The organism is Microbacterium timonense (genome assembly GCF_900292075.1).
In the GTDB taxonomy this organism is placed as follows: domain Bacteria; phylum Actinomycetota; class Actinomycetes; order Actinomycetales; family Microbacteriaceae; genus Microbacterium; species Microbacterium timonense.
On the sequence record NZ_OLMV01000001.1, the window covers coordinates 802,932 to 827,386 of the forward strand.

22 protein-coding genes, 1 tRNA gene, 1 other RNA gene and 1 pseudogene are annotated in these 24,455 nt (G+C 67.9%); 10 read left to right on the forward strand and 15 right to left on the reverse strand.

The genetic code is table 11. The features are described from left to right. Positions 1-55: 55 nt before the first annotated feature. The 4 genes from C9992_RS03875 (at position 56) to C9992_RS03890 (ending at position 3,198) form a co-directional block, all read left to right on the forward strand. Positions 56-616 carry a hypothetical protein gene (locus C9992_RS03875; RefSeq protein WP_146145288.1) on the forward strand — a complete coding sequence of 187 codons (561 nt, stop codon included), beginning with the start codon at positions 56-58 and terminating at the stop codon, positions 614-616. 297 nt (positions 617-913) lie between these two features. Further along, complete coding sequence (locus C9992_RS03880; RefSeq protein ID WP_146145289.1) at positions 914-1,420, forward strand: hypothetical protein; 507 nt, start codon at positions 914-916, stop codon at positions 1,418-1,420. A 94-nt stretch (positions 1,421-1,514) separates the two neighbouring features. Then, a tRNA-Asp gene (locus tag C9992_RS03885) sits at positions 1,515-1,600 on the forward strand. 101 nt (positions 1,601-1,701) lie between these two features. Continuing rightward, positions 1,702-3,198: an ApeA N-terminal domain 1-containing protein gene (locus C9992_RS03890; RefSeq protein WP_146145290.1), complete on the forward strand. Its 1,497-nt coding sequence runs from the start codon at positions 1,702-1,704 to the stop codon at positions 3,196-3,198. A 1,446-nt stretch (positions 3,199-4,644) separates the two neighbouring features. On the opposite strand, the gene C9992_RS03900 is transcribed toward C9992_RS03890, so the two are convergent. Genes C9992_RS03900 through C9992_RS03915 form a run of 4 tightly spaced genes read right to left on the reverse strand, consistent with a single transcriptional unit; the run spans position 4,645 to position 9,210 of the window. Next, a complete protein-coding gene (locus C9992_RS03900; protein ID WP_106814238.1) occupies positions 4,645-6,054 on the reverse strand; it encodes an aldehyde dehydrogenase family protein in 1,410 nt (469 codons plus the stop codon). 21 nt (positions 6,055-6,075) lie between these two features. After that, on the reverse strand, positions 6,076-7,521 hold the full coding sequence (locus C9992_RS03905) for an APC family permease (protein ID WP_106814239.1): 1,446 nt from the start codon (positions 7,519-7,521) through the stop codon (positions 6,076-6,078). A 34-nt stretch (positions 7,522-7,555) separates the two neighbouring features. Then, complete coding sequence (locus tag C9992_RS03910; RefSeq protein WP_106814240.1) at positions 7,556-8,860, reverse strand: flavin monoamine oxidase family protein; 1,305 nt, start codon at positions 8,858-8,860, stop codon at positions 7,556-7,558. Positions 8,861-8,871: 11 nt separating this feature from the next. Continuing rightward, positions 8,872-9,210: a cupin domain-containing protein gene (locus tag C9992_RS03915; protein WP_106814241.1), complete on the reverse strand. Its 339-nt coding sequence runs from the start codon at positions 9,208-9,210 to the stop codon at positions 8,872-8,874. Positions 9,211-9,312: 102 nt separating this feature from the next. On the opposite strand from C9992_RS03915, the gene C9992_RS03920 reads away from it, so the two are divergent. Both C9992_RS03920 and C9992_RS03925 read left to right on the forward strand, forming a co-directional pair. Next, on the forward strand, positions 9,313-9,885 hold the full coding sequence (locus tag C9992_RS03920) for a TetR/AcrR family transcriptional regulator (RefSeq protein ID WP_106814242.1): 573 nt from the start codon (positions 9,313-9,315) through the stop codon (positions 9,883-9,885). 173 nt (positions 9,886-10,058) lie between these two features. Beyond that, the gene (locus C9992_RS03925; RefSeq protein WP_327316788.1) at positions 10,059-11,255 is read left to right on the forward strand and encodes a site-specific integrase; all 1,197 of its coding nucleotides are present in this window, start codon (positions 10,059-10,061) and stop codon (positions 11,253-11,255) included. A 133-nt stretch (positions 11,256-11,388) separates the two neighbouring features. Here the strand turns inward: C9992_RS03925 and ssrA are convergent. After that, positions 11,389-11,759, reverse strand: a transfer-messenger RNA (tmRNA) gene (gene ssrA / locus C9992_RS03930). A 316-nt stretch (positions 11,760-12,075) separates the two neighbouring features. Here ssrA and C9992_RS03935 point away from each other — a divergent pair. After that, the gene (locus C9992_RS03935) at positions 12,076-12,582 is read left to right on the forward strand and encodes a DUF2231 domain-containing protein (RefSeq protein ID WP_106814243.1); all 507 of its coding nucleotides are present in this window, start codon (positions 12,076-12,078) and stop codon (positions 12,580-12,582) included. Positions 12,583-12,602: 20 nt separating this feature from the next. On the opposite strand, the gene C9992_RS03940 is transcribed toward C9992_RS03935, so the two are convergent. The 4 genes and pseudogenes from C9992_RS03940 to C9992_RS03955 all read right to left on the reverse strand — a co-directional run. Continuing rightward, the gene (locus C9992_RS03940) at positions 12,603-13,556 is read right to left on the reverse strand and encodes an SDR family NAD(P)-dependent oxidoreductase (RefSeq protein WP_106814244.1); all 954 of its coding nucleotides are present in this window, start codon (positions 13,554-13,556) and stop codon (positions 12,603-12,605) included. Further along, on the reverse strand, positions 13,553-13,843 hold the full coding sequence (locus C9992_RS03945; protein WP_235007963.1) for a hypothetical protein: 291 nt from the start codon (positions 13,841-13,843) through the stop codon (positions 13,553-13,555). Before C9992_RS03945 ends, C9992_RS03940 begins: the two co-directional genes overlap by 4 nt. A gap of 89 nt (positions 13,844-13,932) precedes the next feature. Next, positions 13,933-15,411: a phytoene desaturase family protein gene (locus C9992_RS03950; protein ID WP_106814245.1), complete on the reverse strand. Its 1,479-nt coding sequence runs from the start codon at positions 15,409-15,411 to the stop codon at positions 13,933-13,935. 185 nt (positions 15,412-15,596) lie between these two features. Then, positions 15,597-16,043 (reverse strand): annotated as a pseudogene (locus C9992_RS03955) (SRPBCC family protein); the annotation flags it as partial. A 189-nt stretch (positions 16,044-16,232) separates the two neighbouring features. Between C9992_RS03955 and C9992_RS03960 the strand changes: the two are divergent. Continuing rightward, on the forward strand, positions 16,233-16,907 hold the full coding sequence (locus C9992_RS03960; RefSeq protein ID WP_106814247.1) for an SIMPL domain-containing protein: 675 nt from the start codon (positions 16,233-16,235) through the stop codon (positions 16,905-16,907). Positions 16,908-16,958: 51 nt separating this feature from the next. Here C9992_RS03960 and smpB read toward each other — a convergent pair whose 3' ends face one another. The 5 genes from smpB to prfB form a co-directional block, all read right to left on the reverse strand. Continuing rightward, positions 16,959-17,435, reverse strand: a complete 477-nt coding sequence (gene smpB, locus C9992_RS03965) for an SsrA-binding protein SmpB (RefSeq protein WP_106814248.1) — start codon at positions 17,433-17,435, stop codon at positions 16,959-16,961. Between the two features lie 99 nt (positions 17,436-17,534). Then, on the reverse strand, positions 17,535-18,449 hold the full coding sequence (gene ftsX / locus C9992_RS03970) for a permease-like cell division protein FtsX (protein WP_106814249.1): 915 nt from the start codon (positions 18,447-18,449) through the stop codon (positions 17,535-17,537). After that, on the reverse strand, positions 18,446-19,588 hold the full coding sequence (ftsE, locus tag C9992_RS03975) for a cell division ATP-binding protein FtsE (RefSeq protein ID WP_106814250.1): 1,143 nt from the start codon (positions 19,586-19,588) through the stop codon (positions 18,446-18,448). The genes ftsX and ftsE overlap by 4 nt, the downstream gene beginning before the upstream one ends. A gap of 458 nt (positions 19,589-20,046) precedes the next feature. Continuing rightward, positions 20,047-20,490 carry a GNAT family N-acetyltransferase gene (locus C9992_RS03980; protein ID WP_106814251.1) on the reverse strand — a complete coding sequence of 148 codons (444 nt, stop codon included), beginning with the start codon at positions 20,488-20,490 and terminating at the stop codon, positions 20,047-20,049. A gap of 98 nt (positions 20,491-20,588) precedes the next feature. Further along, positions 20,589-21,698, reverse strand: coding sequence for a peptide chain release factor 2 (gene prfB / locus C9992_RS03985; protein WP_106814252.1), 1,110 nt, complete (start codon positions 21,696-21,698; stop codon positions 20,589-20,591). Positions 21,699-21,723: 25 nt separating this feature from the next. Between prfB and C9992_RS03990 the strand changes: the two genes are divergently transcribed. Then, a complete protein-coding gene (locus C9992_RS03990) occupies positions 21,724-23,073 on the forward strand; it encodes an MFS transporter (RefSeq protein WP_106814253.1) in 1,350 nt (449 codons plus the stop codon). Further along, positions 23,070-23,402, forward strand: a complete 333-nt coding sequence (locus tag C9992_RS03995; protein ID WP_106814625.1) for a hypothetical protein — start codon at positions 23,070-23,072, stop codon at positions 23,400-23,402. The genes C9992_RS03990 and C9992_RS03995 overlap by 4 nt, the downstream gene beginning before the upstream one ends. 48 nt (positions 23,403-23,450) lie before the next feature. Here the strand turns inward: C9992_RS03995 and C9992_RS04000 are convergent, their stop codons facing one another. Beyond that, on the reverse strand, positions 23,451-24,410 hold the full coding sequence (locus tag C9992_RS04000; protein ID WP_106814254.1) for a helix-turn-helix domain-containing protein: 960 nt from the start codon (positions 24,408-24,410) through the stop codon (positions 23,451-23,453). Positions 24,411-24,455 lie beyond the last annotated feature (45 nt).

The window sequence follows — 24,455 nt, forward strand, 5'->3', positions numbered from 1 at the left end:
GCTTCTGGGACTCGCACCGCAACCGACGATCGAGGACGCTGACCGTCCGGCCATCATGGAGGCGACGGACTCCGAAGGGCGATCGCAGTTCGCGGTGAGTTTCTCGTACACCCTCTGGCGTAACCCCGACGATCATGCCGACCCCGTGAATCTGAAGCACCTCGAACCGGACGAGCAAGCAGCCATCGAAACCGTTCCGCCGTGGCCTCGCCCTGCCTGGCTGATCGAGACGCTAGAGATGATGCGGTATCCCCAACTTTGGGAAGCAGTTCGCACGTGCTGGAGCAGGGACCACTCCGAATACACCAACCTGGACCGGCAACTTGTCGATCATGCGAACCACATCCTCGTGAACCAGTTCCGGCAGGAGCTGGGGCTCGCTCCCGGACCCACCGAGGATGGTGCATGGAAGATCCGTCCATCGTCGGTCAACTCCGCCGCCACACTCGAGATCGACGGTGAGCATGTAGCGGCTTTCGAGATCAACACCGACCCCTTCGTCTACGCGGTCGGCGCCCAGCTGCGAGCTGACGTCGTCACGACAGTCGTCGTCGCACGGGATCACCTTCCCTACCTACGCTTGGCGCTACACACTCGCACGCCGGCAGCGTCCTAGGACGCACGCTCGAGGACCGGTATCCGTGCGCCCTGAACTAGCTGGGCTGGGAGCAGTGGCCGTCAATGACTACGGCCCTCTGCAAGCGATAGTCGTGGTCGGGTGGGTCCGCGGCACGGCATTCAAGTAGTGCCCGGGGTCGTTTTTCGTGGCGTCACGCGGGCATGCAACCGCGCTCCACAGAGCTACGCCGACCAAGCTCGGTTGGGCCTCGGAGACTCGTGGCACTACCTCAAACCCCACTGATATGCTTAGGGTAGTGGGATCCAGAACCCAGATCCACAACTTTTGGTATACTTGAGGGGTAAGGAGTTGATTATGCCCATCACCGAGGAAGTGCTTGCCGAACTGGTGCAGGACACGGTTGCCGCTCGACGCGTCGTTGAGCAGCGCATCCGCGACCTCGAATCGCAGATCGCCGACCTCGACCGCGAACGCGACGAACTTCTCAAGGAGGAGGAGGGACACAAGCTCGCGCTCGCCCGCCTGTTCCCGCATGCAGCCTCTGCCACATCTCCGAGCGGTGAGTCCAGCGGACAGAGCCCCCTCTTCCCCATCGATGAGGATCTGTCCCGGATCAGCCGCACCGACGCGATCGAGAAGGCTGTGCACGCGATCAATGCCGCTGAGGGTCGCCCGGCCAGCCCCGCAGAGATCGAGGATTACCTCAGCAACCACCACCGAAGCGACACCCGCGACCAGATCGGTGCGGCTCTGTCGTATCTGAGGGTCTCGGATCGCATCCAGCGAGTCGGGCGCGGCCAGTGGGCGCCCCTGTCGAACGCTGCGGAGGAGGCCTCATGAAGTGAGAAGGCCCGCCCCTCGCTGTCAACGATTAGGGGCGGGCCAAGGACTCAGTCCAGATGATCCCTGAGGTTGCACCCTCAGTGATCACTAGCCCCGTGTGGCGAAATGGCAAACGCACTGCACTGTCAATGCAGCTCCTGCGACGGATTGCGGGTTCGACTCCCGCCACGGGGACCATGTAGTTGCGGTAGCAGTTTACCGCGGACTACTCGACCTGACTAGCAAATCGATGGTGTTTCGTCGGTGTACACGTGACGATGGTTCGCCATGATGATTGCGTGGATGAAGCTCTTCTCAGCGAGCGGCGCGAGTGGACAGGGCATTGGTGGGCCCCGGAAACTCCAGAACAGCAGGTCCCGGGAATCCTGACCTTCGATCCGAAAAAAGGCGTGAGTCTCCGACTAATCGGCGGTTGGGAGTATCGCGTGATGGAGGGCTCTAACGGAGTCACGACTCTCGCGAACGAGTTCAAGACCTGGCCCATGCTCCACGGGATCGTGGACAAGAAGGGGGATGACCAGTTCGTCACGCTTCTTGGGGTGTGGTTCAAGACGGCGAGTTCGTTCAGCCCGTTCAACTGGTTTGAGCCGCCGAGGTGGATGGAACTTCGCGCACAGACGGCAGTTGTCGGGTGCCACTTGGTCGAGCCCCGGGAGGCGTGCTTCATCGCCTCGATGGGCACCATAGAGAATATGACGCAGTGGTCTCGGCACTCGGGTACAGCAATGCAGTACTTCAAGCCGGAAGTGGGAACTGTCGGCGGTCGCATCGAGATCACGCAACTGGCGCCGCTCGTGGCAGAACTGCCGACGGTGACAGCGAAGCTTCATCAGGTCTACTGGAGCCCATACGCCGATCAGCGTCGATCAGGGACGGTTGCGCGAATCCGCGAGAGTGCCACGATCGAGTTCTCATCGGCCGACGGTAAGCCGCTAGATGAATGGATTGACCTTCTCGCCGCGACCGGCGACTTGGTCTCGATGTCGACGCTCTCGCCCTGCGGGCTTATGTCCATCCGCATGTACCTACCGCCGACGCCCGAGATGTTTCCGGAGGATCACCCCCTTCGAGACCAACGCCACGAGGTGGAGATCTACACCGTGCGAGTCGTACGGCCCAAGCCCGAGGAGGAAGCTCACGAAACGTGGCAGATGGTCCTGACGCCTGACGATCTCGACTTCGCGCAGCTTCTCCCAAAGTGGATGGAAGTGCATGAGAGGTTTGCTTCTGCCCGAGGGATGATTCTCGGCCTCAGGTACGTCACGGGCGGATACGTCGAGACCCAGGTCGTGACGGCCGTTGCAGCAGCCGAGTCATTTCATCGGGCCCTCGAGTCGCCCCCGCCCATCCCGCCGGATGAGTTCGCGTCGTTGCGGAAGGGTCTGCTTGAGGACGTGCCACCCAAGTTCAAGAGTTGGTTGGCCGCACGGATAGTGCGCAACGAGCCGACTCTGAAGCAGCGGCTCACCGATCTTGCGACGAGACCCGGTGAGTTCATGAAGCACCTGGTACCTAACCCGGAGGCGTGGGCGAAGGCCGCAGGTGACGCGCGCAACGCGTTGGCGCACCTCGGCGCTTCAGGAGATCATGACCGGAACCACCTATACGCGCTGGTGCGCGTTACTGACGCGGTGGTCATCTTGAACCTGCTCTTCGAGCTGGGTATCCCCACGGCGCGTCTCGAGCAGGCGCTAAGCAGCCACCGCCAGCTGTCCCATGCAGCTTCGCTTGGCCGCGAACACTTCCCGGCTGCTCCGGCGACCGACGCCGGCTAGGCCGACGCTATGCGGCCGGGGTGAGGAGCAAGGCGATCCGGGGTTCACTTCGTGCCCCTCCGCGCCTGAGGCACGACCTCGACGCGCAGCGCCGATGCCAGCACCGCACACTGCACGTCGATGGGGCGGCGAGGAACGCCGCTCCGGGGTCTCCGGCGCTCAGGACGGACGAGGAGGCCGACTGGCGCAGCGTCTTCGCGAGGCGGGCGTCGACGGTGGAAAGATCGCGCGTACGTTGTTGCAGATGTTGCCTCGCCGCCCGCAGCGGGCCTAGCGCGACCGCAAATGCGATCAACGAACGAGATAGTGTCACGCACGTGCGCGTTATTCCATTCCTGCAGTCCATGGACGCGTGGGTGGTCGTCAGCCGGGTCGGCGATGTTGCGACACTAGTCGCGACAGCGATCGCCGTCGCCGGTATAATCACGGCGTTTCTGGTTCGACCGAGACTCAGGGTCTTTGCCGAGGTCCAAGCCGGCGATCGCCTGATGGTGTTCGTGTGGCATGAGAACGGATCTTCTCCTGCTTACAGCGTCTCGTGGCGTTGGGCGTCGCTGCGCGAGGACGGGACGACACTCGCGGCCGAGAGCGGGAGCACCTGGGGGGATAGTCCCAGCACCGTGTTTCTGGACGAGTATCGGCACATTGAGTTCGTCATCAACATCGAGCCGCTCATGGTCGAATCTTCGACGCTCCACCGGGTCGAGCTCCGCGCGCCTCTTGGGGTCCTATGTGAGGTGAGTTGGCGTCGGCCGCTACTACCGTGGTTACGGGCGCGTCGTGTCATCCGATGGTCACACCAAGATCGCATTGCCGGGCGCGCGCCCGTCGAACTAACCAAGAAGGCCGCGAGAGACGCGCTCCGGGCAGCGTTTCCGCACACGCCACCGCGAATCCCGCCCATGCAGAAGTTCTAGCCGGGGAGGTCTTTAGACGGTTTCATTGGCACGAGCATGTAGGTCTCATTGCGACCGGCGCGTTCGGCCAGTGTGCGCTTCATCGAGCGAGCCGGTGCCCTCCCGATGCTGTTCGATCTTGTGCGCGCATGACGAAGATCACCGCGCGGACAGGCTGGCACCCGCGTCCCGATCGGGGGCTACTCGGAGGGGACGGCCTGATCGGCGCCGCGCACGTCGTCAGAGTGACGACAGCCGCGGGCGCTCGCGGACCGTCTGGCGAGGCTACCAAGCACGGCGTACGCGAGTGGGTACCAGAGGACGACCGATCGAGCCGATGACGAGGACTCGCGGCTCCTTGATGCTCGGATCGGTCCCCTGTCCGAGCCTCGCACGGAAAGGGATCCGGCGCGGAGCGCAACCGATACCGAGGCGCTGGACTTCGTGCCGATAGCCCTGTTGCCGCTGCGACGGCAAGGAGTGAGGGGCCGCGGTCCCCACCGCGGCCCCTCTGGCCAACCCGGGAGTCACTCGGGTCGGACGTGTGTGTTCAGCGGCTGATGACCTTGGGGGCCGCGACCGCCTTGAGGCCGGCGACGCCGAACTCCTGGCCGTACCCGGACTGCTTGGTGCCGCCGAACGGCACGGCCGGGTTGAGGGCGCCGTGCTGGTTGATCCACACCGTGCCCGCCTGCAGTCGCTTGGCGACCTCGACAGCGGCGTCGGTGTCGCTGGCCCAGACGGACGCGCCGAGGCCCTGCTCCGACGCGTTTGCGCGGCGGATGGCGTCCTCGACGTCGGTGTATCTGATCACGGGAATGGCGGGGCCGAACTGTTCTTCGTCGACGAGTCGTGCACCGTCTTCGATGTCGGCGACGACCGTGGTGCGGTAGAAGAGGGGGCCGAGGTCGCCGGCAGGTTCGCCGCCCGTGACGATGCGGGCGCCGCGTTCGCGGGCGTCGTCGACCAGGTCGCGGACGATGTCGAACTGGCTCTGGTTCTGAAGCGGCCCCAGCAGGTTGCCTTCGTCGAGGCCGCGTCCCATCGGCATGGCCTGTGCCAGACCGGCGAGGGCGTCCACAACCTCGTCGTAGACCGAGTCGTGCACATAGAGGCGCTTCAGCGCTGCGCAGGTCTGCCCGGTGTTGATGAAGCATCCCCAGAACAGATTCTCTGCGATCGCGGACACATCGGCGCCCGGCAAGACGATCCCGGGATCGTTGCCGCCGAGTTCGAGAGTGAGGCGTGCGAGATTGCGCGCCGACGACTCGACGATGCGACGGCCTGCCTCGGTAGAGCCGGTGAACATGATCTTGTCGAGGCCCGGGTGCGATGCCATCACCGCACCCACCTCGCGGTTGCCGGAGACCACCGTGAGCACGCCGTCGGGCAGGTGCCGGTTGAACACCTCGACGAGCGCGAGGACGGAGAGCGGGGTGTAGCTGCTCGGCTTCACGACCACGGTGTTGCCCATCCGCAGCGACGGGGCGATCTGCCACACCGAGATCATCATCGGCCAGTTCCATGGCCCGATCGCACCGACGACACCGAGCGCGTCGTAGTGGACTTCGGCGCGGGCCGGTCCGTCCTCGAACACCACTTCCGGCTCGAGGACCGTGTCGGCGGCGTTGCGGGTCCAGGCCGCGCAGGCGCCCACTTCGAAGCGTGCGTTCGGGCCGTCCAGCGGCTTGCCCTGCTCGCGGGAGAGGATGGCGGCCAGCTCCTCGCTGTTCGCTTCGAGGTCATCGGCGATCGCGTGGAGGATGCGGGCGCGTTCTGCGTGGCCAAGCGCGTTCCACGCCGGCTGGGCGGCGCGTGCGGCGGCGATGATCGCCTCGAGGTCGGCCACGGTGTGGACGGGCGCGTACCCGATGGTGTCGCGGGTGGCGGCGTCGGGGATCGCCCGCCCCTCGGCTTCAGGGACGGTGATCGATTCGAGGATGGTCGCGGTGGCAGTCATGACGGATGCTCCGTTCTCGGGTTATTCGGCGGTGACGAACTGGTCGGGTCGGCGTTCGGTGATGAAGCCGGCCAGTAAGGCGATCGGCACGAACGCCAGGAGGATCACGGCGGTGATGACCTCGCCGCCGATCAGTGAGGTGAAGTTGGCGACGACGAGCGCCAGTACCCCGACGAGCAGCAGAGCCGCGATGGCCGGCGCGATGCGGGTCTGCCACGGGTCGGTGGCGTGGGTACGTACCGCGTAGACGACGACGGCGATCGAGCAGAGGACGTACAGCGTCACGAGCGCCGCGACGGCCAGGCCGCTGAACCAGGAGAACAGGGTCAGGATCGGGTCGAGGTTCAGGATCGCGAACGGGGCGATGAGCAACACGGCGGTGATGGACTGCACCCAGGCGGCGGCGTGCGGCGCCTGGTGCCGGTTGGTGTGCGAGAGCCGCTGCGGCAGCGACTTCTGGCTGCCGAGGGCGTGCAGGTACCGGTTGATGCCGTTGTGGAACGCCAATATGCCGGCGAACAGCGAAGTGACGAGAAGGATGTTCGCGACCACCCCGGACCAGCTGCCCAGGACGCCATCGAGGGCCTGGAACACGAACTGCGTCGAGTCGCCCGACATGACCGCGGTCTCGGCCGCCGCGACGGCGTTGTCCGAGCCGTAGTAGGAGATGAACATCCACGACACGAACGAGAAGAAGATCGCGATCACGCCGACCGAGAGGTAGGTGGCGCGAGGGACGGTGCGCTTCGGGTCCTTCGCCTCTCCCGAATAGATGGCGGTGGACTCGAAGCCGAACATCGACGCGACCGCGAACATCAGCGCGACACCGGGGGCGCCGGCCATGATGGCGCTGGGAGAGAAGCTCGCGGCGAAGTTGATGCTGCCATCTGGGCCGCCACCACTCGTGAACAGGGCGCCGAGCGCGAAGGCCAGGAGGATCGCGACCTCGAGCCCGACCAGCACCGCGAGCACCTTCGCGCCGAGCTCGATGTTGAGCGAGCCGAGCAACTGGACGACGGCGATCGTGATGATGACCGGCACCCACCAGGAGATGCTGACGCCGAGCGCGGCGAGGAGCCCGCTGACGCTCGCGCCGTATAACCCGTACATCGCGGCCTGCACGGTGCCGTAGGCGACCAGGGCCAGCCAGGCCGACCCGGTGCCGGTCCGCTTTCCCAGACCGGCGCCGACATAGGCGTAGAAGGCGCCCTTGCCGTCGACACGGCGGCTCATGGCGATGAACCCGATCGCGAAGATGACGATGATGACGCCGATCACCAGGTAGGCGCCGGGCGCCCCTGCTCCGTTGCCGAGCAGGATCGTGAGGGGGAGCGCACCGGCGATGCCGGTGAGCGGGGCCTGCGCCGACAGCACGAAGAAGAGGATGCCGAGCACCCCGACCGCGCCCTTGCGCAGGTCCGTGGATGCGGTGGTGGTCGGGACGGGGCTGGATTGCTTGAGCGACATGAGGATCGTCCTTGATCTCGTGCGGTGGTGAAGGTCAGACCGCGACGGGTTGCGCGGCGATGAGGATGGCGCGGGCGGCTTTGAGGGCGCTGTCGATCGCGCCGTCGATGAAGCCGCCCCAGCCGTCGGCGACGTCGGATCCGGCGATGCGGATCCGGCCGTGCGGCTGCTGGAGGGCCGGGAGAGACTCGGTGAGGAACCCGATGCGGTGCATCGGCCAGGTCTCCTGGGCGTATTCGTCGTCGACCCAGCTGTGGCCGACGCTTTCGAGCACCTTCGCGTCCGGAACGAGCCGATTGAGGATCCGCTGGACCGCGGCGGTGTCTGCGGGGTCGATGGCGTGGGCGTCGGGTCCGAAGCCGATCACGAACGTCTTGCCGTCGGCGACGTATTCGGACTGGAAGAAGTTGAGCGGCCAGTCCGCGCCGCCGAGTGCGACGAACGCGGGGTGCTCGCCCTCGATGGTGAACCACACCTTGGTGCCCAGACCGAGCTGTCCCTGTTCGGCTGCGGACTCCACGGCGACGGGGAGCGCGGGGGTGAACGCAATTCGCGGAAGTGTCTGGATCGGGACGGCCAGCACCACGCTCTCCGCCCGGTATTCGGCGCCGTCGGCGGTGGTGACGACCGCACCGTCGCCGTCCTGGTCGATACTGCGAACATCGGCGCCGAAGCGGAAGTCCGCGGCGGTGTCGGCCTGGATGGCCTCCGCGAGCGCCTTGGTGCCGCCCGCGATCTTGTAGGTCGCACAGGCCTCGAACATGACCTTCCAGTCGCCGTTGGTGATGGCGACCCAGCGCAGCGCCTGGGTGAATGCGGCATCCTCTATCCGGCCGTTGAAGTTCAACGTCCAGAACGACTCGAGCAGCGCGCGCTGCTCGGCGGGGATAGGCAGGAGGTCGATTTCGTCGAGGAGCGAAACGCCGTCGAAGTCGGCGAGGAGCGTGGAGTCCAGTGGCGCGAACGGCTGCGGGAACACCTCGCGCGAGCGGGCTGCGAGCAGCTCGTTGGGGCGATCGAGGAGCTCGAAGAGTTCGTCGGGGCTGCCCGCGACGGCGCGCGTACCGTTCCACCAGTACGCGTTCTGCGGCGTGGGACTGGGTGCCAGGCCGATGCCGTACCGGCGCAGCTCGGCCCAGACGTGCGGCTGGGTCCAGTGCACCCAGGTGCCGCCGAGCTCGAGGTTTAGTCCCATCCGCTCGTCGAGCCAAGTGCGGCCGCCGATCCGGTCGCGGGCCTCGAGCACTGCCACCCGCTTGCCGGCGTGGGCGAGCTCGCGGGCTGCGGTGAGACCGGCGAAGCCGGCGCCGATGACGATGACGTCGTGGATGTTGTCCATCTTCCGTCCGCTCAGGAATAGACGAAGAACTCGACGGTCGGCTCGAGCACGGTCCAGGTCGCCGGGACACCCTTGTTGAGCGACGCGGAGCCGCCGGCCGTGAGCTCGATCGGCTCGCCGCCCTCCGGCTCGATACGCACCCGGCCCTCGACGATGTGCACGGTCTCGTCGGCGTGGCCGACGACGAGCATCGGGCCGGGTGTCTCGTCGGGCGAGATGAACCAGTAGCCGGCGGAGAGGTCCTGCCGGTCGCCATCTCCGGGGCGTCGGATCCACTGGACCACTCCGACCTCGAAGGGCTCGGCGGCGGCGCGGTCGATCGAGCCCGCGATCGTGAACTGCTCAGACATCAATGTCCTCCTCGACATGGGCGCTGCGGTGCGCCGGGACACATTTAAGCAAATGCTTAGTTCTTTGCGCAAGAGACGATTTCCGCTGGGTAGCATGAGGACATGGCACGTGTCGCGTATGGCGAAGGGCGGGACCTGTTGGTCGCCGCGACCGTCGACGTCGTCGCGGAGAAGGGGCTGCGCGGCCTGACCTTCCGCGCTATCGCTGAACGAGCGGGCGTGAACAACTCCCTGATCGCTCACCACTTCGGCACGCGGGAGGCGCTCCTCGCCGCGGCCTTGGACTGGGCCGTCGAACAGTCGATCGAAACCACCGACCTGCTGGAGCTGGCATCCGAGAAGGCGTTCGCGGACACGCTTCTGGAAGCGATCTCGGTGCGACCCGAACTGCAGGCGTTCCAGTACGAGATGATCCTCGAGGCCCGGCGGAACGAGCTGTACCGGGCGCCCGTGACCCGGCTGTACACCCGCTATCACGAGGTGGTAGCGGAGAGTCTTCGGCACTATGGCGTCGAAGGGGACACGGATGCGATCGCGCAAGCCACCTTCGCGGCACTTGATGGCATCGTGCTGCAGTACATGGCCGGTGTCGACCCGGCCGATCTGCGGGGGGCCCTTGAGCAAGTCTGGGCCGGCATCCGGCCAAGGCTTGCCACGCCCGTATCGGGCGACTAACGCGCCAACCCGACTATCAGCGATCAGCAGTCGGTTCGCGGGCTACGAACGAAGAGCGAGCCGAATGCGCGCTCGGGTGCCGCTTCCGTTCGTCGCCCGGTTGGGGATCCGCTTGCGCGCCGTACCGGAGTGACCCGGACGCAAGTGCATCCACTGCGGGTCGCGTCGGCGCCGTGGGCTACTCTGACTTCGAGGTCAGCATGGGAAGCATCGCGGCGGATCAGGCAGCGGCGGGCCGCCGGTACCGAGTCCGCTGGCGCGACGACACCACGCACCGCCAGGTCGAGAAGCGCGGCTTCAAGACGAAGCGCGACGCAGAGCTCTTCCTCGCTCGCACCGAGGTCGCCCGCTCCGACGGTTCCTACACGAACCCGGCCGCGGCCAAGGCGACCGTCCGCGAGCTCGGCACCGAATGGCTGCGCAACAAGCGGCACTCGCTCAAAGCCTCGTCGTACAGCTCGCTGGAGACGTCGTGGCGCGTGTATGTACTCCCCCGCTGGTCCGACACCCGCATCGGAGACATCCGCGCGTCACAGGTCGAGCAGTGGATCCGCGAGCTCTCCGAGGGCACGGCCCCCACGAGCCGCACCAAGAGCAGCGGCGTGGCCGGGAGTCCGCGATCGGCAACGGTCGTCTACCGCGCCCTTGGGGTCCTCGCCGGCATCCTCGACACCGCCGTCCGCGACGGACGCATCCCCCGCAACGTCGCTCGCGGCGCGCAGAACCTGCCGACGAAACGATCCGAGAAGCCGCGACGGTATCTGACGCACGAAGAGGTCGTGAGCCTCGCTGAAGCGGCGTCGACGCCGACCTATCGAACGCTGATCCTGGTGCTCGCATACTGCGGCCTCCGATGGAGCGAAGCGATCGGCATGCACGTGCGCGACGTCAACTTCGAGCGCGACCGCATCCAGGTCAATCGCGCGGCCGTCGAGGTCGAAGGACGCATCGTCGTCGGAGCGCCGAAGAACTGGGAACGGCGGATCGTCCCGTTCCCGGAGTTCCTGGAGGCGCCGCTTCGCGAGCTCTGCGATGGCAAGGGGCCGGACGACCTCGTGTTCACCGACCCGGACGGCAATCACCTCCGGCGCGCGAAGACCAGCGTCGGCACGACGTCATGGTTCAGCGCCGCCCTCGAGCGATCGGGTATCGAGCGGCTGACGCCGCACGACCTTCGCCACACCGCCGCGAGCCTCGCGATCTCGTCGGGCGCAAACGTCAAGGCGGTGCAGCGGATGCTCGGCCACAAGTCTGCGGCGATGACCCTCGACACGTACGCCGATATGTTCGAGGACGACCTGGCCGACGTCGCAGCCCGGATGAACCAAGGCGGACTCGACGCCGATGTGACTCGGCTGTGGTCGGTCTGACCGGGCCGCGATCCTCCTCAACTGTGGGCAAATTGTGGGCAAGCGCCCTCGCGGGCCCACACTCCACGCCAACGAAAAGGGCCCGAGATCCGCGGAATTCCGCGGCTCTCGGGCCCTCTTCTGTGACAGCGGTTGGTGGAGATGGGGGGAATCGAACCCCCGTCCATCGCTGAGATACTGCGGATTCTCCGGGCGCAGTCTGTGAAAGCGTTCTACTCGGCTCCGACCTTTGTCACAGACACCTAAGTCGACAAGCCCATCCTGAAGAGAGTCCCGCGTGGCGCTCAGGCGACGTCACGCAGCAAGATCCCTAAATGACGCCAAGAACCGTGACGGGATCAGTCACGGATTGACGGACTCGGGCTCGCTGCTCAGGCAGCGAGGGCGAAGTCAGACTGCTTCTGTTCGGCAGTTATTGGTTTGCAGGGAGCGTTCACGAGATAACCCTGCATCCTCGGCCCGCTTCACGCAGATTCGCAGGCGATGTCGAAACCGATCATCCCCGTGCCGAGATCGACCACACGATCGATCCCTGGTTCCTTCTATCGAAGGGCCGCTGTCACTCTGTGGAGTTGTCAATCGCTCGGGCGCCGAAGCTTCCGAGCACATCAGAATACAACGGATGCCGCTCCCCCGCCATTCCCGGAGCCATCGAGACTGGACGGCCGCACCCGCTGTGGGTCATCCCCCTGCTCGAACCTCTGTGCACGACCCGGCCCGACGGGTGCGGGCAGGCATCCTCATTGGCGGCATGTCAAGGCCCATGCGCGACCGTCTCGTTGCTGGTCGGATGGTGCGACCCCACACAAGGAGCTGAGACATGTCGCAGAACACCCCGCAGCAGCGCGCGAAACGCCCGGCGTCGGCGATCGCCGGTCCGTACGGGCACCCGTTCCATCCCATCCTCGTCACGATCCCGATCGGATCGTGGGTCGCGAGCCTCGTCTTCGACATCATCGGGCTCGTCTCCGACGACCCCGAGCCGTACGTCCGTGCCGCGTGGATCCTCATCGTGATCGGATTGATCGGCGCCGTGCTGGCGGCCATCTGGGGCTTCATCGACTACCTCCAGCTCGGCCGCAGCACGGTCGCTCGGCGCACGGCGACGATCCACATGTCGCTGAACCTCGGCGTCACGGTGCTGTTCATCATCAACCTGCTCGTACGGCTCTCGGCTGATGAGGACGATGTGAGCATCGTCGGCTTCATCCTCAGCATCGTCGGGCTGGCGGCGCTCGGCGTCTCGGGATGGTTGGGCGGCAAGCTCGCCTACCGCTACGGCGTGCGAGTCGCGGACGAGCGGACCCAGATGGAGGGATACCGCTGAGCGGTTGCCCTCGCCCCGCGTCAGCGTGTACGGCGCGAGGCGAGGAGCACCGACAGGGCGGCGGCGACGGCCGCGCCCAGCAACAGGCGGATCGGCGTCGATCGCCACCCACCGGTGATGCCGCCGGCGTACTCCGGTGCTGCCAGTACCGTCCCCGACGACGTCTCGACGTCACGCCCGTGAAGCTCGAGGTGGTCCATGAGCCATCTCGCCACCGCGTCATACACGCCGGGCGCCAGATCGTGGACGGGCAGCACCGCCATCTGGATCCGGCCGACGTAAGTGGCGAAGCGTCGCCGCCGCGGTGCTCGAACGATGGCACGCGCGACCCGCTGGGGCCCTGACGCGGGGGGCAAGGGACGCACATGGCGTCCTGTGACGTTGGCGGCGTGCTGGTAGATCGGCGTGTCGATCGTGCCGGGAAGGATGACGCGGAGTCGGATGCCGGTGCCCCGCAGCTCCTGGCGGAGGCTCTCGGCGAAGCCGAGCACACCGAACTTGCTGGTGACGTACGGCGAGATCGCCGGCGACGCCACCCGTGAGTACAACGACCCGACGAGGACCAGCGTTCCCGATCCCTGTCGCCGGAACTGCGGCAGCGCCGCCCGCGCGCCGTGCACCTGGCCCATGAGGTTCGTCTCGACCACCTGCCGGAAGATCTGCGATGGCAGATCCTCGAACGCCCCGTACGCGAACACGCCGGCATTGCCCACCCAGACGTCGATGCGGCCGAACTCGGTGACCGCGGCAGCGGCGAGGGCGCGCACGGCCTGCTCGTCCGACACGTCGGTGGGGATCACGAGCGCCTGCCCGCCCAGTTCACGACATTCGCGCGCCACCGTGAGCAGTGCCTGCTCGCTCCGCGAGGCGAGCACCACTCGGGCGCCTCGTCGGGCGTACTCCTGCGCCGTGGCCCGGCCGATGCCGCTGGAGGCACCGGTCACGACGACGACGAGTCCCTGCTCGGTGCTCATCGCGCGCCCTGCGGCGGGCCGGGCAGATTCAGGTCCTCGGGGTCGACGTCCACATCGCCCACGTCGTCGGGACCTCCGGTCCCGGGAACCGCGCGCACATCATCCCGGTCGATGTCGGAGTCGACCGTGTCGGGCAGTGGATCAGCCTGCTTCGAAGCCGTCTCCGTCTCACTGGCGGGCGAGTAGCTCATGTCTTTGCGCAGCGATTGCTGCTCGGAGAGCGCGCCGTGCGACGCCTCCTGCTCCGAAGCGTTGGCGGCGTCGGGATTCTGGCGTTGCGGTTCCATGGGTCGACGGTAGGCGGCGCGACACGGTCGGTCCGCCCCCTTGACAGCGCACGAGCGACGTGCCGAGCGTTGGATGCCGGGGTCGCGTGTCAGCGCCGGGGCGAAAGGTCCGGGAGCGTGCTGGTCCCGAACTCATGACGCAGCGCGCTGGTCGCGGCGAACCACCCGGGCATGCCGGTCACCCCAGGCCCGGGCGCCGTGGAGGCGGACGCGAGGTACACCCCCGGGATCGGGGTCCGCCACGGGTCGGGGTGGAGCACGGGGCGACGCACCAGCTGCCACAGATCCGGTGCACCCGCCGCGATGTCCCCACCGTGGTAGTTCGGATTGTGCCGCTCCACGTCACGCGCGCTTCGGGAGCTGACGGCGAGGATCGTGTCGCGGAAGCCGGGCGCGAAGCGCTCGATCTGCTTCACGACCGCCTCGCGACGGTCGACGGGGCTGCCGGCGGGCACGTGGGTGTACGTCCACAGCGTGTGCTTGCCGGTCGGCGCGCGCGTCGGATCAAACAACGAGGGCTGAGAGACGAGCACGTACGGGTTCTCAGGAACCCGGCCGCGGTGGACCTGGTTCTCGGCATCCGCCACCTCGGCGCGCGTGCCGCCGACGTGCACCGTGCCGGCGCGACGGAGTTCGGGGTGCGTCCACGGCACCGGATCGCTGAGCGCGAAGTCGACCTTCGCGACGCCGTCGCCGTAGCGGAACCGCTGCAAGGCGCGCCGGTACCGGGAAGGCATGGCCGCACCCGCCAGGCGGATGAGCGCTTTCGGAGTGACGTCCAGGAGCGTCGCCGTCGCATCGGGCAGCGCCTCCAGGGCGGTCACCTCGTGGCCGAGCATCAGCTCACCGCCATGCGCCTCGAAATCCTCGACCATCGCGTCGATGATCGCCTGGCTGCCCCCGACCGGGATGGGCCATCCACGCGCGTGCGCATAGGCGGTCAGTGCGAGGCCCGCGCCGGCTGCCGCGAGGCTCGGCTGCGCGAGGATCGTATGTGCTGCGACACCGGTGAGCATCGCGGGCGCGACGTCCTCGCGGAAGCGCGCGTTCCAGGACGCCGTCCCCTGCTCCAGTGCGCGAAGTCCGAACCGGATGACGGTGCCCGGATGGTCAGGGAGGCGCAGAAGCGACGACCCGGTGAACTCCGCGACCTCCGTCGACCGCGCCACCAGTGGGCGCAGCAATCGCTCGTAGGCGCGACCATCGGCCCCGAGTGCGTCGCGGGTCTGGGCGAGATCGCGATAGGCGATCCCGGCCCGGCCCATGCTGAGCGGTTGCGCGAACGACACGTCGGGCGTGACGAACCGCACCCTCTTGCGGAGCCCGAACTCGCGGAAGAACCGCGACTCGAAGGCCATGGGGTGCACCGCCGAGCAGACATCGTGCCGGAAACCCGGCAACGTCAGCTCCCGTGTGGCCGCGCCCCCGCCGGCCCGCTCCCCCCGCTCGTACACGCGGACCCGCAGACCGGCTCGCGCGAGCGTCACCGCAGCGGCCAGACCGTTGGGTCCGGCGCCGACGACGACGGCGTCGAGGTCCGCACCGCCGCGCCGACGACGACCGTTCACGGGCGGGGCGCCTCGGTGTCACCGGCGCTCGAGGTGGCGGCATCCGGTGAGACGGATGTCTCGGATGCCTCGGCCACCCTGCTGACCTCCGGCACGGGCTCCGACTCGCCGGCGCCTGATGCGGCGCTCCACGAGTCGCCGGCGCCGCCCGCTTCGCCGGACATCTCGCGCTGTGCGCTCGACGCCTGGTTTCGTCCCGACGCGCGCCCCTCGGCCAGATACGCCAGACGATGCAGGGTCTCGGCGTTGCGCCAATGCAGCATGACGTCCATCAGCTGGCGGGGCACGAACCTGCCCGGGCCGGCGATCGCCTCTTCCTGGATGCGCACGACCGACTCGTCACCGCGCGTCTTGACCTCGATCGTCACGCGTGCCTCGCCGACCGGCCATCCGCGCGCGCGCATGACCATCGATCGGGAGGGCACGAACTCCTCGACGACCGTCTTGTCGTTGATAAGCGCGGGCCACACCCCGAACGAATGATGCAGCTCGGCGCCCGCCATCGGCCATGTCTCGTCGACCTCGCGCATGCGCGATGCGCCCACGACCCACGACGGGTACAGCCAGCCGTCGCCCAGCACTTCGAACACATCCTCGGGAGTGCAGTGCAGCACCCTCACATTGCGCGACATCGCTTCGCTCCTCCACCCTCGGGTCGTCCGGGCGCCATGGGCGACCCGGTTCCCGAGACGATAATCCCCCGCCGCGCCACGATGGACCGGGTTGCGCGGTGGTGCGGCATGTGGCAGGTGGTCCCGCGAGGTGCGCCGCAGCGGTGAGCGGTCTCGGCTGACGCGGTCAGGTCACGTAGAGTCGGCGTCATGAGCGACGTCGTCATCACGGTCCGCGGTGAGCACGAGACGCGCCTCGCGCCCGAACGCGCGGTCGCCCACCTCACCATCCGCGCCGAGGGGCCGGAACGCGGCGCCGTGGTCGAGCGGATGGCGGCTCTCACCGAGCCGGTGCGCGACGACCTGGCCGCCCGCCGGTCCGCCGGCACCGTCACGGAATGGACGAGTCAGCGCGTCGCCGTGTGGTCTGAGCGACCGTGGAACAACGAAGGTCGCCGCTTGGCTCCAGTGCACTACGCGACCGTCGACTTCGCCGTCACCTTCACCGACTTCGCCGTGCTGTCATGGTGGGCCGGCGAGGTCGCCGAACGCGAAGGTGTGCAACTGACGTGGATCGAGTGGAAGCTCACGCCCGAGACGCGCAGCCGCGTCGAGCGTGAGGTCGCGACGGAGGCCGTCGGCGTCGCCGTCGCCCGGGCGGAGGCATACGCCGCCGCGCTCGGCCTGGCGACTGTGACGCCGCTCGAGCTCGCCGATGTCGGTCTGCTGACCTCTCACGACGGAGCGGAGGCTGCCCCGGCGCCCCGGATGCTGATGGCGAAGGCGTCTTTCGCGGCCGACGGCGGCGGTGGCCCCTCGGTGCAGCTCCAGCCGGAGGACATCGTCATCTCCTCGGGGGTCGAGGCCCGGTTCGTTGCACGGTGAGCGCCGCGACGCGCTCGGCGACGGACCTTATCGACGGGAACGTCCGCGCGGTTACTCGCCGAGGCGATTGCGCGTGCGCATCGCGCGCTCGGCCTCGCGCTTGTCTTCCCGCTCTCGGATGGTCTGACGCTTCTCGTACTCGCGCTTGCCCTTCGCGACGGCGATCTCGACCTTCGCGCGCCCATCGGAGAAGTAGAGCTTCAGGGGCACCAGCGTGTACCCGCCCGCCGAGACGGCGTGCGAGAGCTTGACGATCTCGTCCTTGTGCAGAAGGAGCTTGCGGGTGCGCTTGGCGGAGTGATTCGTCCAGTGCCCCTGCGAGTACTCCGGAATGTGCACGGCGTCCAGGTACGCCTCGCCGCCGTCGATGTACGCATAGCCGTCGGTCAGGTTCGCTCGCCCTTCCCGCAGTGACTTCACTTCCGTGCCGGTGAGCACGAGACCGGCCTCGTACGTCTTCTCGATGGCGTACTCGTGGCGCGCGCGTCGATTGGTCGCCACGACCTTCTCCCCGCGTTCCCTGGGCATGATGTCTCCTCGCTGATGCCGCACGAAAGGACGGTTCCCACAGGGGCGCACGGCAGCCTGTCAGTCTACCCCGTCCGCCGCGCCGCGATGGCCGCCCGCTCAGGCACGAAGCCAGCGCCGGATGGCGAAGCCCGCGGAAAGGGCGGCCAGCACCACGCCCACCAGGATCAGGATCGGCACCACGACCCATGCGTCGCCCATGTCGACCCAGGTGGTGACGAAGTCGACGCGGTTGCGCAGATATCGGTCGACGCCGAAGTGCACGCCCGCGATGACGGCGCCGCTGGCCAGCAGCGACCCGATGAGCGCCGCGAACACGCCCTCGAGGATGAACGGCGTCTGGATGAAGCGATTGGATGCCCCGACCAGGCGCATGATGCCCAGCTCGCGCCTTCGCGCGTAGGCCGAGAGCCGGATCGTCGTGGCGATCAGCAGCACAGCGGCGATCAGCATGAGCACGGCGATCCCCACGGCGATGTAGGTTGCGATGGTGAGCGCGGAGAACAGCGGTTCGAGGTACTGGAGCTGATCCTGGACCTGTTCCACGCCGGCGCTGCCGGAGAACGCCTCGATCATCACGTCGGACTGGGTCGGGTCGACGAGCGTGATCCGGAACGTCTCGTTCACCTGCTCCGGCGAAAGCACGCTGGCATCCTCGTCCCCGACGAGATCGAGCAGCTCCTGGTAGGCCTGTTCGTGGTCGAGGAACACCATGTTGCGGATCAAGGGCGACAGCGCGCTGCCCTCGAGCTTGCCGCGCACCTCCTCGATCTGGTCGGGGGTCGCCGCACCGTCGGCACAGGTGGCCGCCAGAGAGATGTCGGTGCACATGTAGATCGCCACCTGCGCGCGATCGACCCAGAAGTCGCGCATCGTCCCGATCTGCATCTGCATCAGGATCGCCGCGCCCACGAAGGTGAGCGACACGAACGTCACCAGCACCACGGAGACGACCATCGAGACGTTGCGCCGCAGGCCGGTGAACGCCTCCGACATGATGAGTCCGAACCTCATGAGGTGGGCCCCACTTCGTCGTCGGGATCGGTGTCGGCAAGACCCAGGCGATCGGCGAGCCCGAGTTCGGCGACGTCGATGTCGGGCAGGTCGACCACGGGGATGGACTGCGTGGGCGCTGGTGCGGGTGCCGGAGCGGCCGGGGCCGTGGACGGCGCCGTGGCGGAGGACTGCTCGCCGGCGCGGTCGTCACCGGCGTCCGGTTGGGCGTACGCGGGGGTGTCCTGTGTCGCGGCGACATCGGCGCTCGCGGGCGCGGCCGGTGGTGTCGCGGCCGGGCGCGCGGCATCCGTCACGGGCGCGTCGATCTCGTCGTCCTCGATAGGAAGAGCCGTCGGGTCGAGACCTGCCGCCGCCGCGATCGCCGCCTCTCGCTGCACTTCGAGCACGGCCGTCAGGGCAGCCACCGCCGCGGCGCCCCGCTCCGGCTCGGGTGCGAGGCTCGGCAGTGCGGAGCGGTCGCCGTAGCCGCCGTGACGCTCGTCGCGCACGATCTCCCCGTGCCGCAGCTCGATCACGCGACGCTGCATCTGGTCGACGAAGCCGGCTTCATGCGTGGCCATCACGACGGTCGTGCCGCCGGCGTTGATCCGCGCGAGCAGCTGCATGATGTCCACCGAGGTGGCCGGGTCGAGGTTTCCCGTCGGCTCGTCGGCGAGGAGGATCTGCGGGCGGTTGACGAGGGCCCGGGCGATCGCGACCCGCTGCTGCTCACCGCCGGACAACTCGTGCGGGAAACGCTTCTCCTTGCCGGCCAGCCCGACGAGCGCGAGCACTTCGGGTACCGCCTGCTGGATGAAGCCCCGCGACGATCCGATCACCTGCAGTGTGAACGCGACATTCTGGAACACGGTCTTCGTCGGCAGCAGCCGGAAGTCCTGGAACACCGCGCCAACATGACGCCGGAAGTACGGCACCTTGCGGTTCGACAGCGTGCGCAGGTCGCGCCCCAGCACGACCACCCGACCGTCTGTCGGCGTCTCCTCACGAAGGATGAGGCGCAGGCAGGAGGACTTGCCCGACCCGGATGCCCCGACCAGGAAGACGAACTCTCCGCGCTGCACTTCGAAGTCGACATCGCTGAGGGCGGGTTTGGAAGTGCCGCGAAAGCGCTTCGTGACGTTCTCGAACCGGATCATGGCCTAACGAGCCTATGCGGATGCCCCGGGCGGCAGCCCAGCGACACTCGTCGATTGCGCATTGGTTTCACCGCACCGGGTGTGCGCGGGGCCGGGGGCGTTTCGTCTCGCTCGTTCCTCGCTCGCTCAACGACCGGGAGCCCAGGTACCGGTCGTTGAGCGAAGGGCGCTCTGGCGCCCGAAGACGAAACGCGATCAGACTGACGGACGCCCCGGGCGCGGAGCGTTTCGTCTCGCTCGTTCCTCGCTCGCTCAACGACCGGGACCCAGGTACCGGTCGTTGAGCGAAGGGCGCCCTGGCGCCCGAAGACGAAACGCGATCAGACTGACGGACGCCCCGGGCGCGGGGCGTTTCGTCTCGCTCGTTCCTCGCTCGCTCAACGACCGGGACCCCAAGTACCGGTCGTTGAGCGAAGGGCGCTCTGGCGCCCGGCTGCGGCACCTGGCCACGACCCGTGTCAGAGGTCCAGCACGCCGACGGTCTCGCCGCCCAGCTCACCCTGCTTGCGGAAGCCCATCTTGAGGTAGAACTGCTCGGGACCATCGGACGCCGGATCCCACAACACCGTGATCTGGTCATAGCCTCGGCGACGCGCCTCGGCCGCCACCTGCTCCACCGCGAAGCGACCGACGCCGCGCCCCTTCGCCTCGTCGGCAATGTTGATGCGCCATATGCCGCCGCGGAACTCGGGGATCTCGTTGTCGGGATCCCAGTTGGCCATCACGAACCCCACCACGGTGTCGTCATCCATGATGACGCGTGGCCAGGCGGACGGGGTCACGTATGCCAGGGCGATCGAGTGGAGGACGGGCGCCACGTACGCCTTCTCCCCCACGGCCGGAGGAATGGCGATGACGGCGGGCAGGTTCTCTTCGCTGAGCTCGGCCAGTCGCAGGGTCATGGCGCGACTCTAGTCACGGCTTCCGACCTACGACAGGCTCACTCAGTCGGGTGGAGCAGCGGCCGGGATCCGGGATGCCTCGAGCCGAGGCATCCGTGTCAGTCGTCGTCCTTGCGCTTGCGCCAGCGGATGCCCGCCGAGATGAAGCCGTCGAGATCGCCGTCGAACACGATCGCCGGGTTGCCGACCTCGTAGCCGGTGCGCAGGTCCTTCACGAGCTGCTGGCCGTAGAGGAAGTAGGAGCGCATCTGGTCGCCCCAGCTCGCGGTGATGGTGCCGGCGAGCTCCTTCTTCTTGGCGGCCTCTTCCTCGCGCTTGAGCAGCAGGAGGCGGGTCTGCAGCACCCGCATCGCCGCCGCCCGGTTCTGGATCTGCGACTTCTCGTTCTGCATCGACACCACGATGCCGGTCGGGATGTGCGTGATGCGCACGGCGGAGTCGGTGGTGTTCACGGACTGGCCGCCGGGCCCGGAGGACCGGAACACGTCGACGCGGATGTCGCCCTCGGGGATGTCGACCTCTTGGGCCTCTTCCATCACCGGGATCACTTCCACGGCAGCGAAGGACGTCTGTCGTTTGTCGGCCGAGCCGAAGGGACTGATGCGTGCCAGTCGGTGGGTGCCGGCCTCGACCGAGAGCGTCCCGTAGGCGTACGGAGCGTCGACCTCGAAGGTGGCCGACTTGATGCCCGCCCCCTCGGCGTACGAGGTGTCCATGACCTTCACGAGGTACTTGTGGCGCTCGGCCCAGCGCAGGTACATGCGCATGAGCATCTCGGCGAAGTCGGTCGCGTCGTCGCCGCCCGCCCCGGAGCGGATCGTGACGACAGCGGAGCGCTCGTCGTACTCGCCGTCCAGGAGCGTCTGCACCTCGAGCTGGCTGATGATGTCTTCGAGCTCGGCGATCTCGCGGCGGGCCTCCTCGGCGGAGTCCTCATCGTCCATCTCGTTCGCGAGCTCCACCAGCACGTCGAGGTCGTCGAGGCGCTGCTCGACATCGGTGATGCGCTTGAGCTCGGCCTGACGATGGCTGAGGGCGCTCGTCACCTTCTGCGCCTTCTCGACGTCGTCCCAGAGGTCGGGGGCGCCCGCCTCCTCGCTCAGGCGTGCGATGTCGGCGTTGAGTGCCTCGACGTCGACCACGGCCTTGATGTCGGCGAACGTGGAGCGCAGGGCCTGGATGTCGGCGGAGGGATCGAAGTCGAGCATGACACTCCAGACTAACGTGGAAGCGATGACCGATCATGCCGACTCCCCCACCGCTCGGGACGTGCTGTGGCGCTTCGGTCCGATGGTCTACGGCCCGACGGTGCTGTTCGCGCTCGGTGAGGGAGCCGTCATCCCGCTGGTGCCGGTCATCGCGGCGCAGCTGGGAGCGGATGTCGCCACCGCGGCGCTCGTCGCCTCGGCGCTCGTCGTCGGTCAGCTCTGCGGCAACATCCCCGCCGGATGGGCCGTCGCCCGCATCGGCGAGCGCCTCACCATGGCGATCGCGGGCCTGGTGTCCCTTGCCGGAATCCTGGGCATGGCGCTCGCGCCGTCGCTGGGCATCTTCGCCATCGCGGTCTTCCTGATCGGCTTCTGCGCCGCCTCCTTCGGCCTGGCACGGCACTCGTTCATGACCACGCGCGTGCCGCTGTCGTTCCGGGCGCGTGCGCTGTCGCTGCTGGGCGGCACGTTCCGCCTCGGCATGTTCGTGGGTCCCTTCATCGCTGCCGGCCTGCTCGCCGTCTTCGGCGACGAGCACGCCACCATCTGGTTCTTCGGCGGATGCCTGGTCGCCACCGTTCTTCTCGTGCTGCTCGGCCCGGACCCCGAGTCGCAGTTCACTGCGCCCACGCCCGCGACGCCGCGGCTGGATGCGGTGGAGACGGAGGACACCGGAGAGCCGGTCACCGGGTCGATCCCCCTCCGACCTGCTCAGCGGACGGGAGGACGCACCGGCGGCGATGCGCGCACCGGTGCCGGCACCGGGCCGGGAACCGGCGTCCTGCGCACGATGTGGCGGCACCGGCGCGTGCTGTCGACGCTGGGGCTGGCTGCGGCATCCCTTTCGGCGGTCCGCTCGGCACGGCAGGTCGTGCTTCCGCTCTGGGGCGTCTCGATCGGACTCGACGCACAGACCATCGCGCTGGTCGTCGGTATCTCAGGCGCGATCGACTTCGCGCTGTTCTATGCGAGCGGCCAGGTGATGGACCGGTTCGGGCGCCTGTGGGCAGCGCTCCCGGCCATGCTCCTGATGGGTGCCGGATTCGTCGCCCTGGCGTTCACCCACGACCTGACGCAGGCTGCCATGTGGTACGCGATGTTCGCCGCCGTGCTCGGCGTCGGCAACGGCCTTTCCAGCGGCATCCTGCTCACCCTCGGCGCCGACGTCGCCCCGAAGACGGATCCTGCGCCGTTCCTCGGGTCATGGCGCACCCTCACCGATGCGGGCGGGGCGGTGGCGCCGCTGGTCGTCTCGGGGATCGCGGCAGCGGTCTCTCTGGCGGCCGCGACGGCCGTGATGGGTGCCGTCGGGCTCATCGGCGCGCTGGGATTCGTGCGGTGGGTGCCGCGATACGTTCCCCGGGGGCCGCGGTGAGCGAGGTCGTTCAGTTCTGCCGCAGCCGCAACGGGGGCCGACGGTGTACCCGCCCGCTCGGGCACGCGGGCTTGCACCGGCACCGCTCCATCATGTGGACGGATGCCGGAGCCGACCCCGCGCGGTGCGCCGGGTCCGGCTCGCCCGGCGAACCGGCGCGCCCGCTTGCCGACGGGTACCCCGAGGGGCGCGCACTGTGCGGGGTCTGCCTGCGGTTCGTGAAGCTCGATGAGGATTCGACCCTGACCGAGCACGAGACAGCGGACCCGGACGAGACCGAGAGCGAGGCGGTCCACCGTCAGGAGTGGTTCAACACCTACGGCTGGTGAAGGGCTCACCTCGTCCGCGACACCGGGGAGATCAGCGCCGCGGGGTGGTCATACCCAGGAGCGGCGGACGGCTTCGGCGCCCAGCTGCATGCGCGTCGTGACGCCGGCGGTCTCCATGAGGTCGGCCACACGGCGCTGCACCGTCCGCAGTGAGATTCCCAGCTGCGCGGCGGCCGCGGCATCCGTCACTCCCAGCAGCAGCAGCCGCAGCAGGTCGCGGTCGACTTCTTCGGCGGTGGGAGTCGCCGCGATGGGCAGGAACTCGGTAGCAGCCGTCCAGTACTGCTCGAAGATCGAGATCACGAGGTCCAGCAGCCCGCTCGGGTGGATCAGCAGCGCACCGAAGCCCTGGTCCGCCCCCTGTGCATGCATGGGAACGAGCGCCATCTGGTCGTCGGCGACGAACATGCGGGTGGGCAGGGTGGGAAGCACACGCACCTCCTCGCCGAGTTGCGCCATCTCGCGCGCCGCCGCGAGGAATCCCGGACGCTCCAGCACCGCACTCTCGACGATCACGCGATACCGCACGCCGCGAGCGAGAGCGCGGTCCTCCTCGATGTTGTCCTCGCCGCTGAGCAGCGCGATCTCGTGCAGCACGAGCACGCGAACCTGCTCGGTCGATGCCGCCTGCAGCTGGGCGATGCGCTGGCGCACCGCGTCATCGCCGATCACCACGTCCACCACGTCGGCGACGCTCCGCTGCTCGGCAGAACGCCGATACAGATCGCTCAGTTCCGCGAGCGCTCCGTGCGCGCGGGTCAGTTCGCGCTCCCGCTCCAGAAGCAGGGGGCGCAGCGAGATGGACGGCGGGGATGCCACGAACCGGTCGCTCCGGGAGGCCTGGCGGGCGAGCAGCCCGAGCCGCTCGAGCTCGGCGACCATGGGCCGTACGCGTGGCAGCGACATGCTCAGCGCCGACGCGATCTCGCGCATCGAGGCCGAGGGCTGCTGCAACACGCACCGGTACACCGCGGTGTGGGCCTCGTCGAGGCCGAGGGCGTCGAGCACGTCTTCTCCTCCACGTCACGACCGCTCGCGGTGGCGGATGGTGGC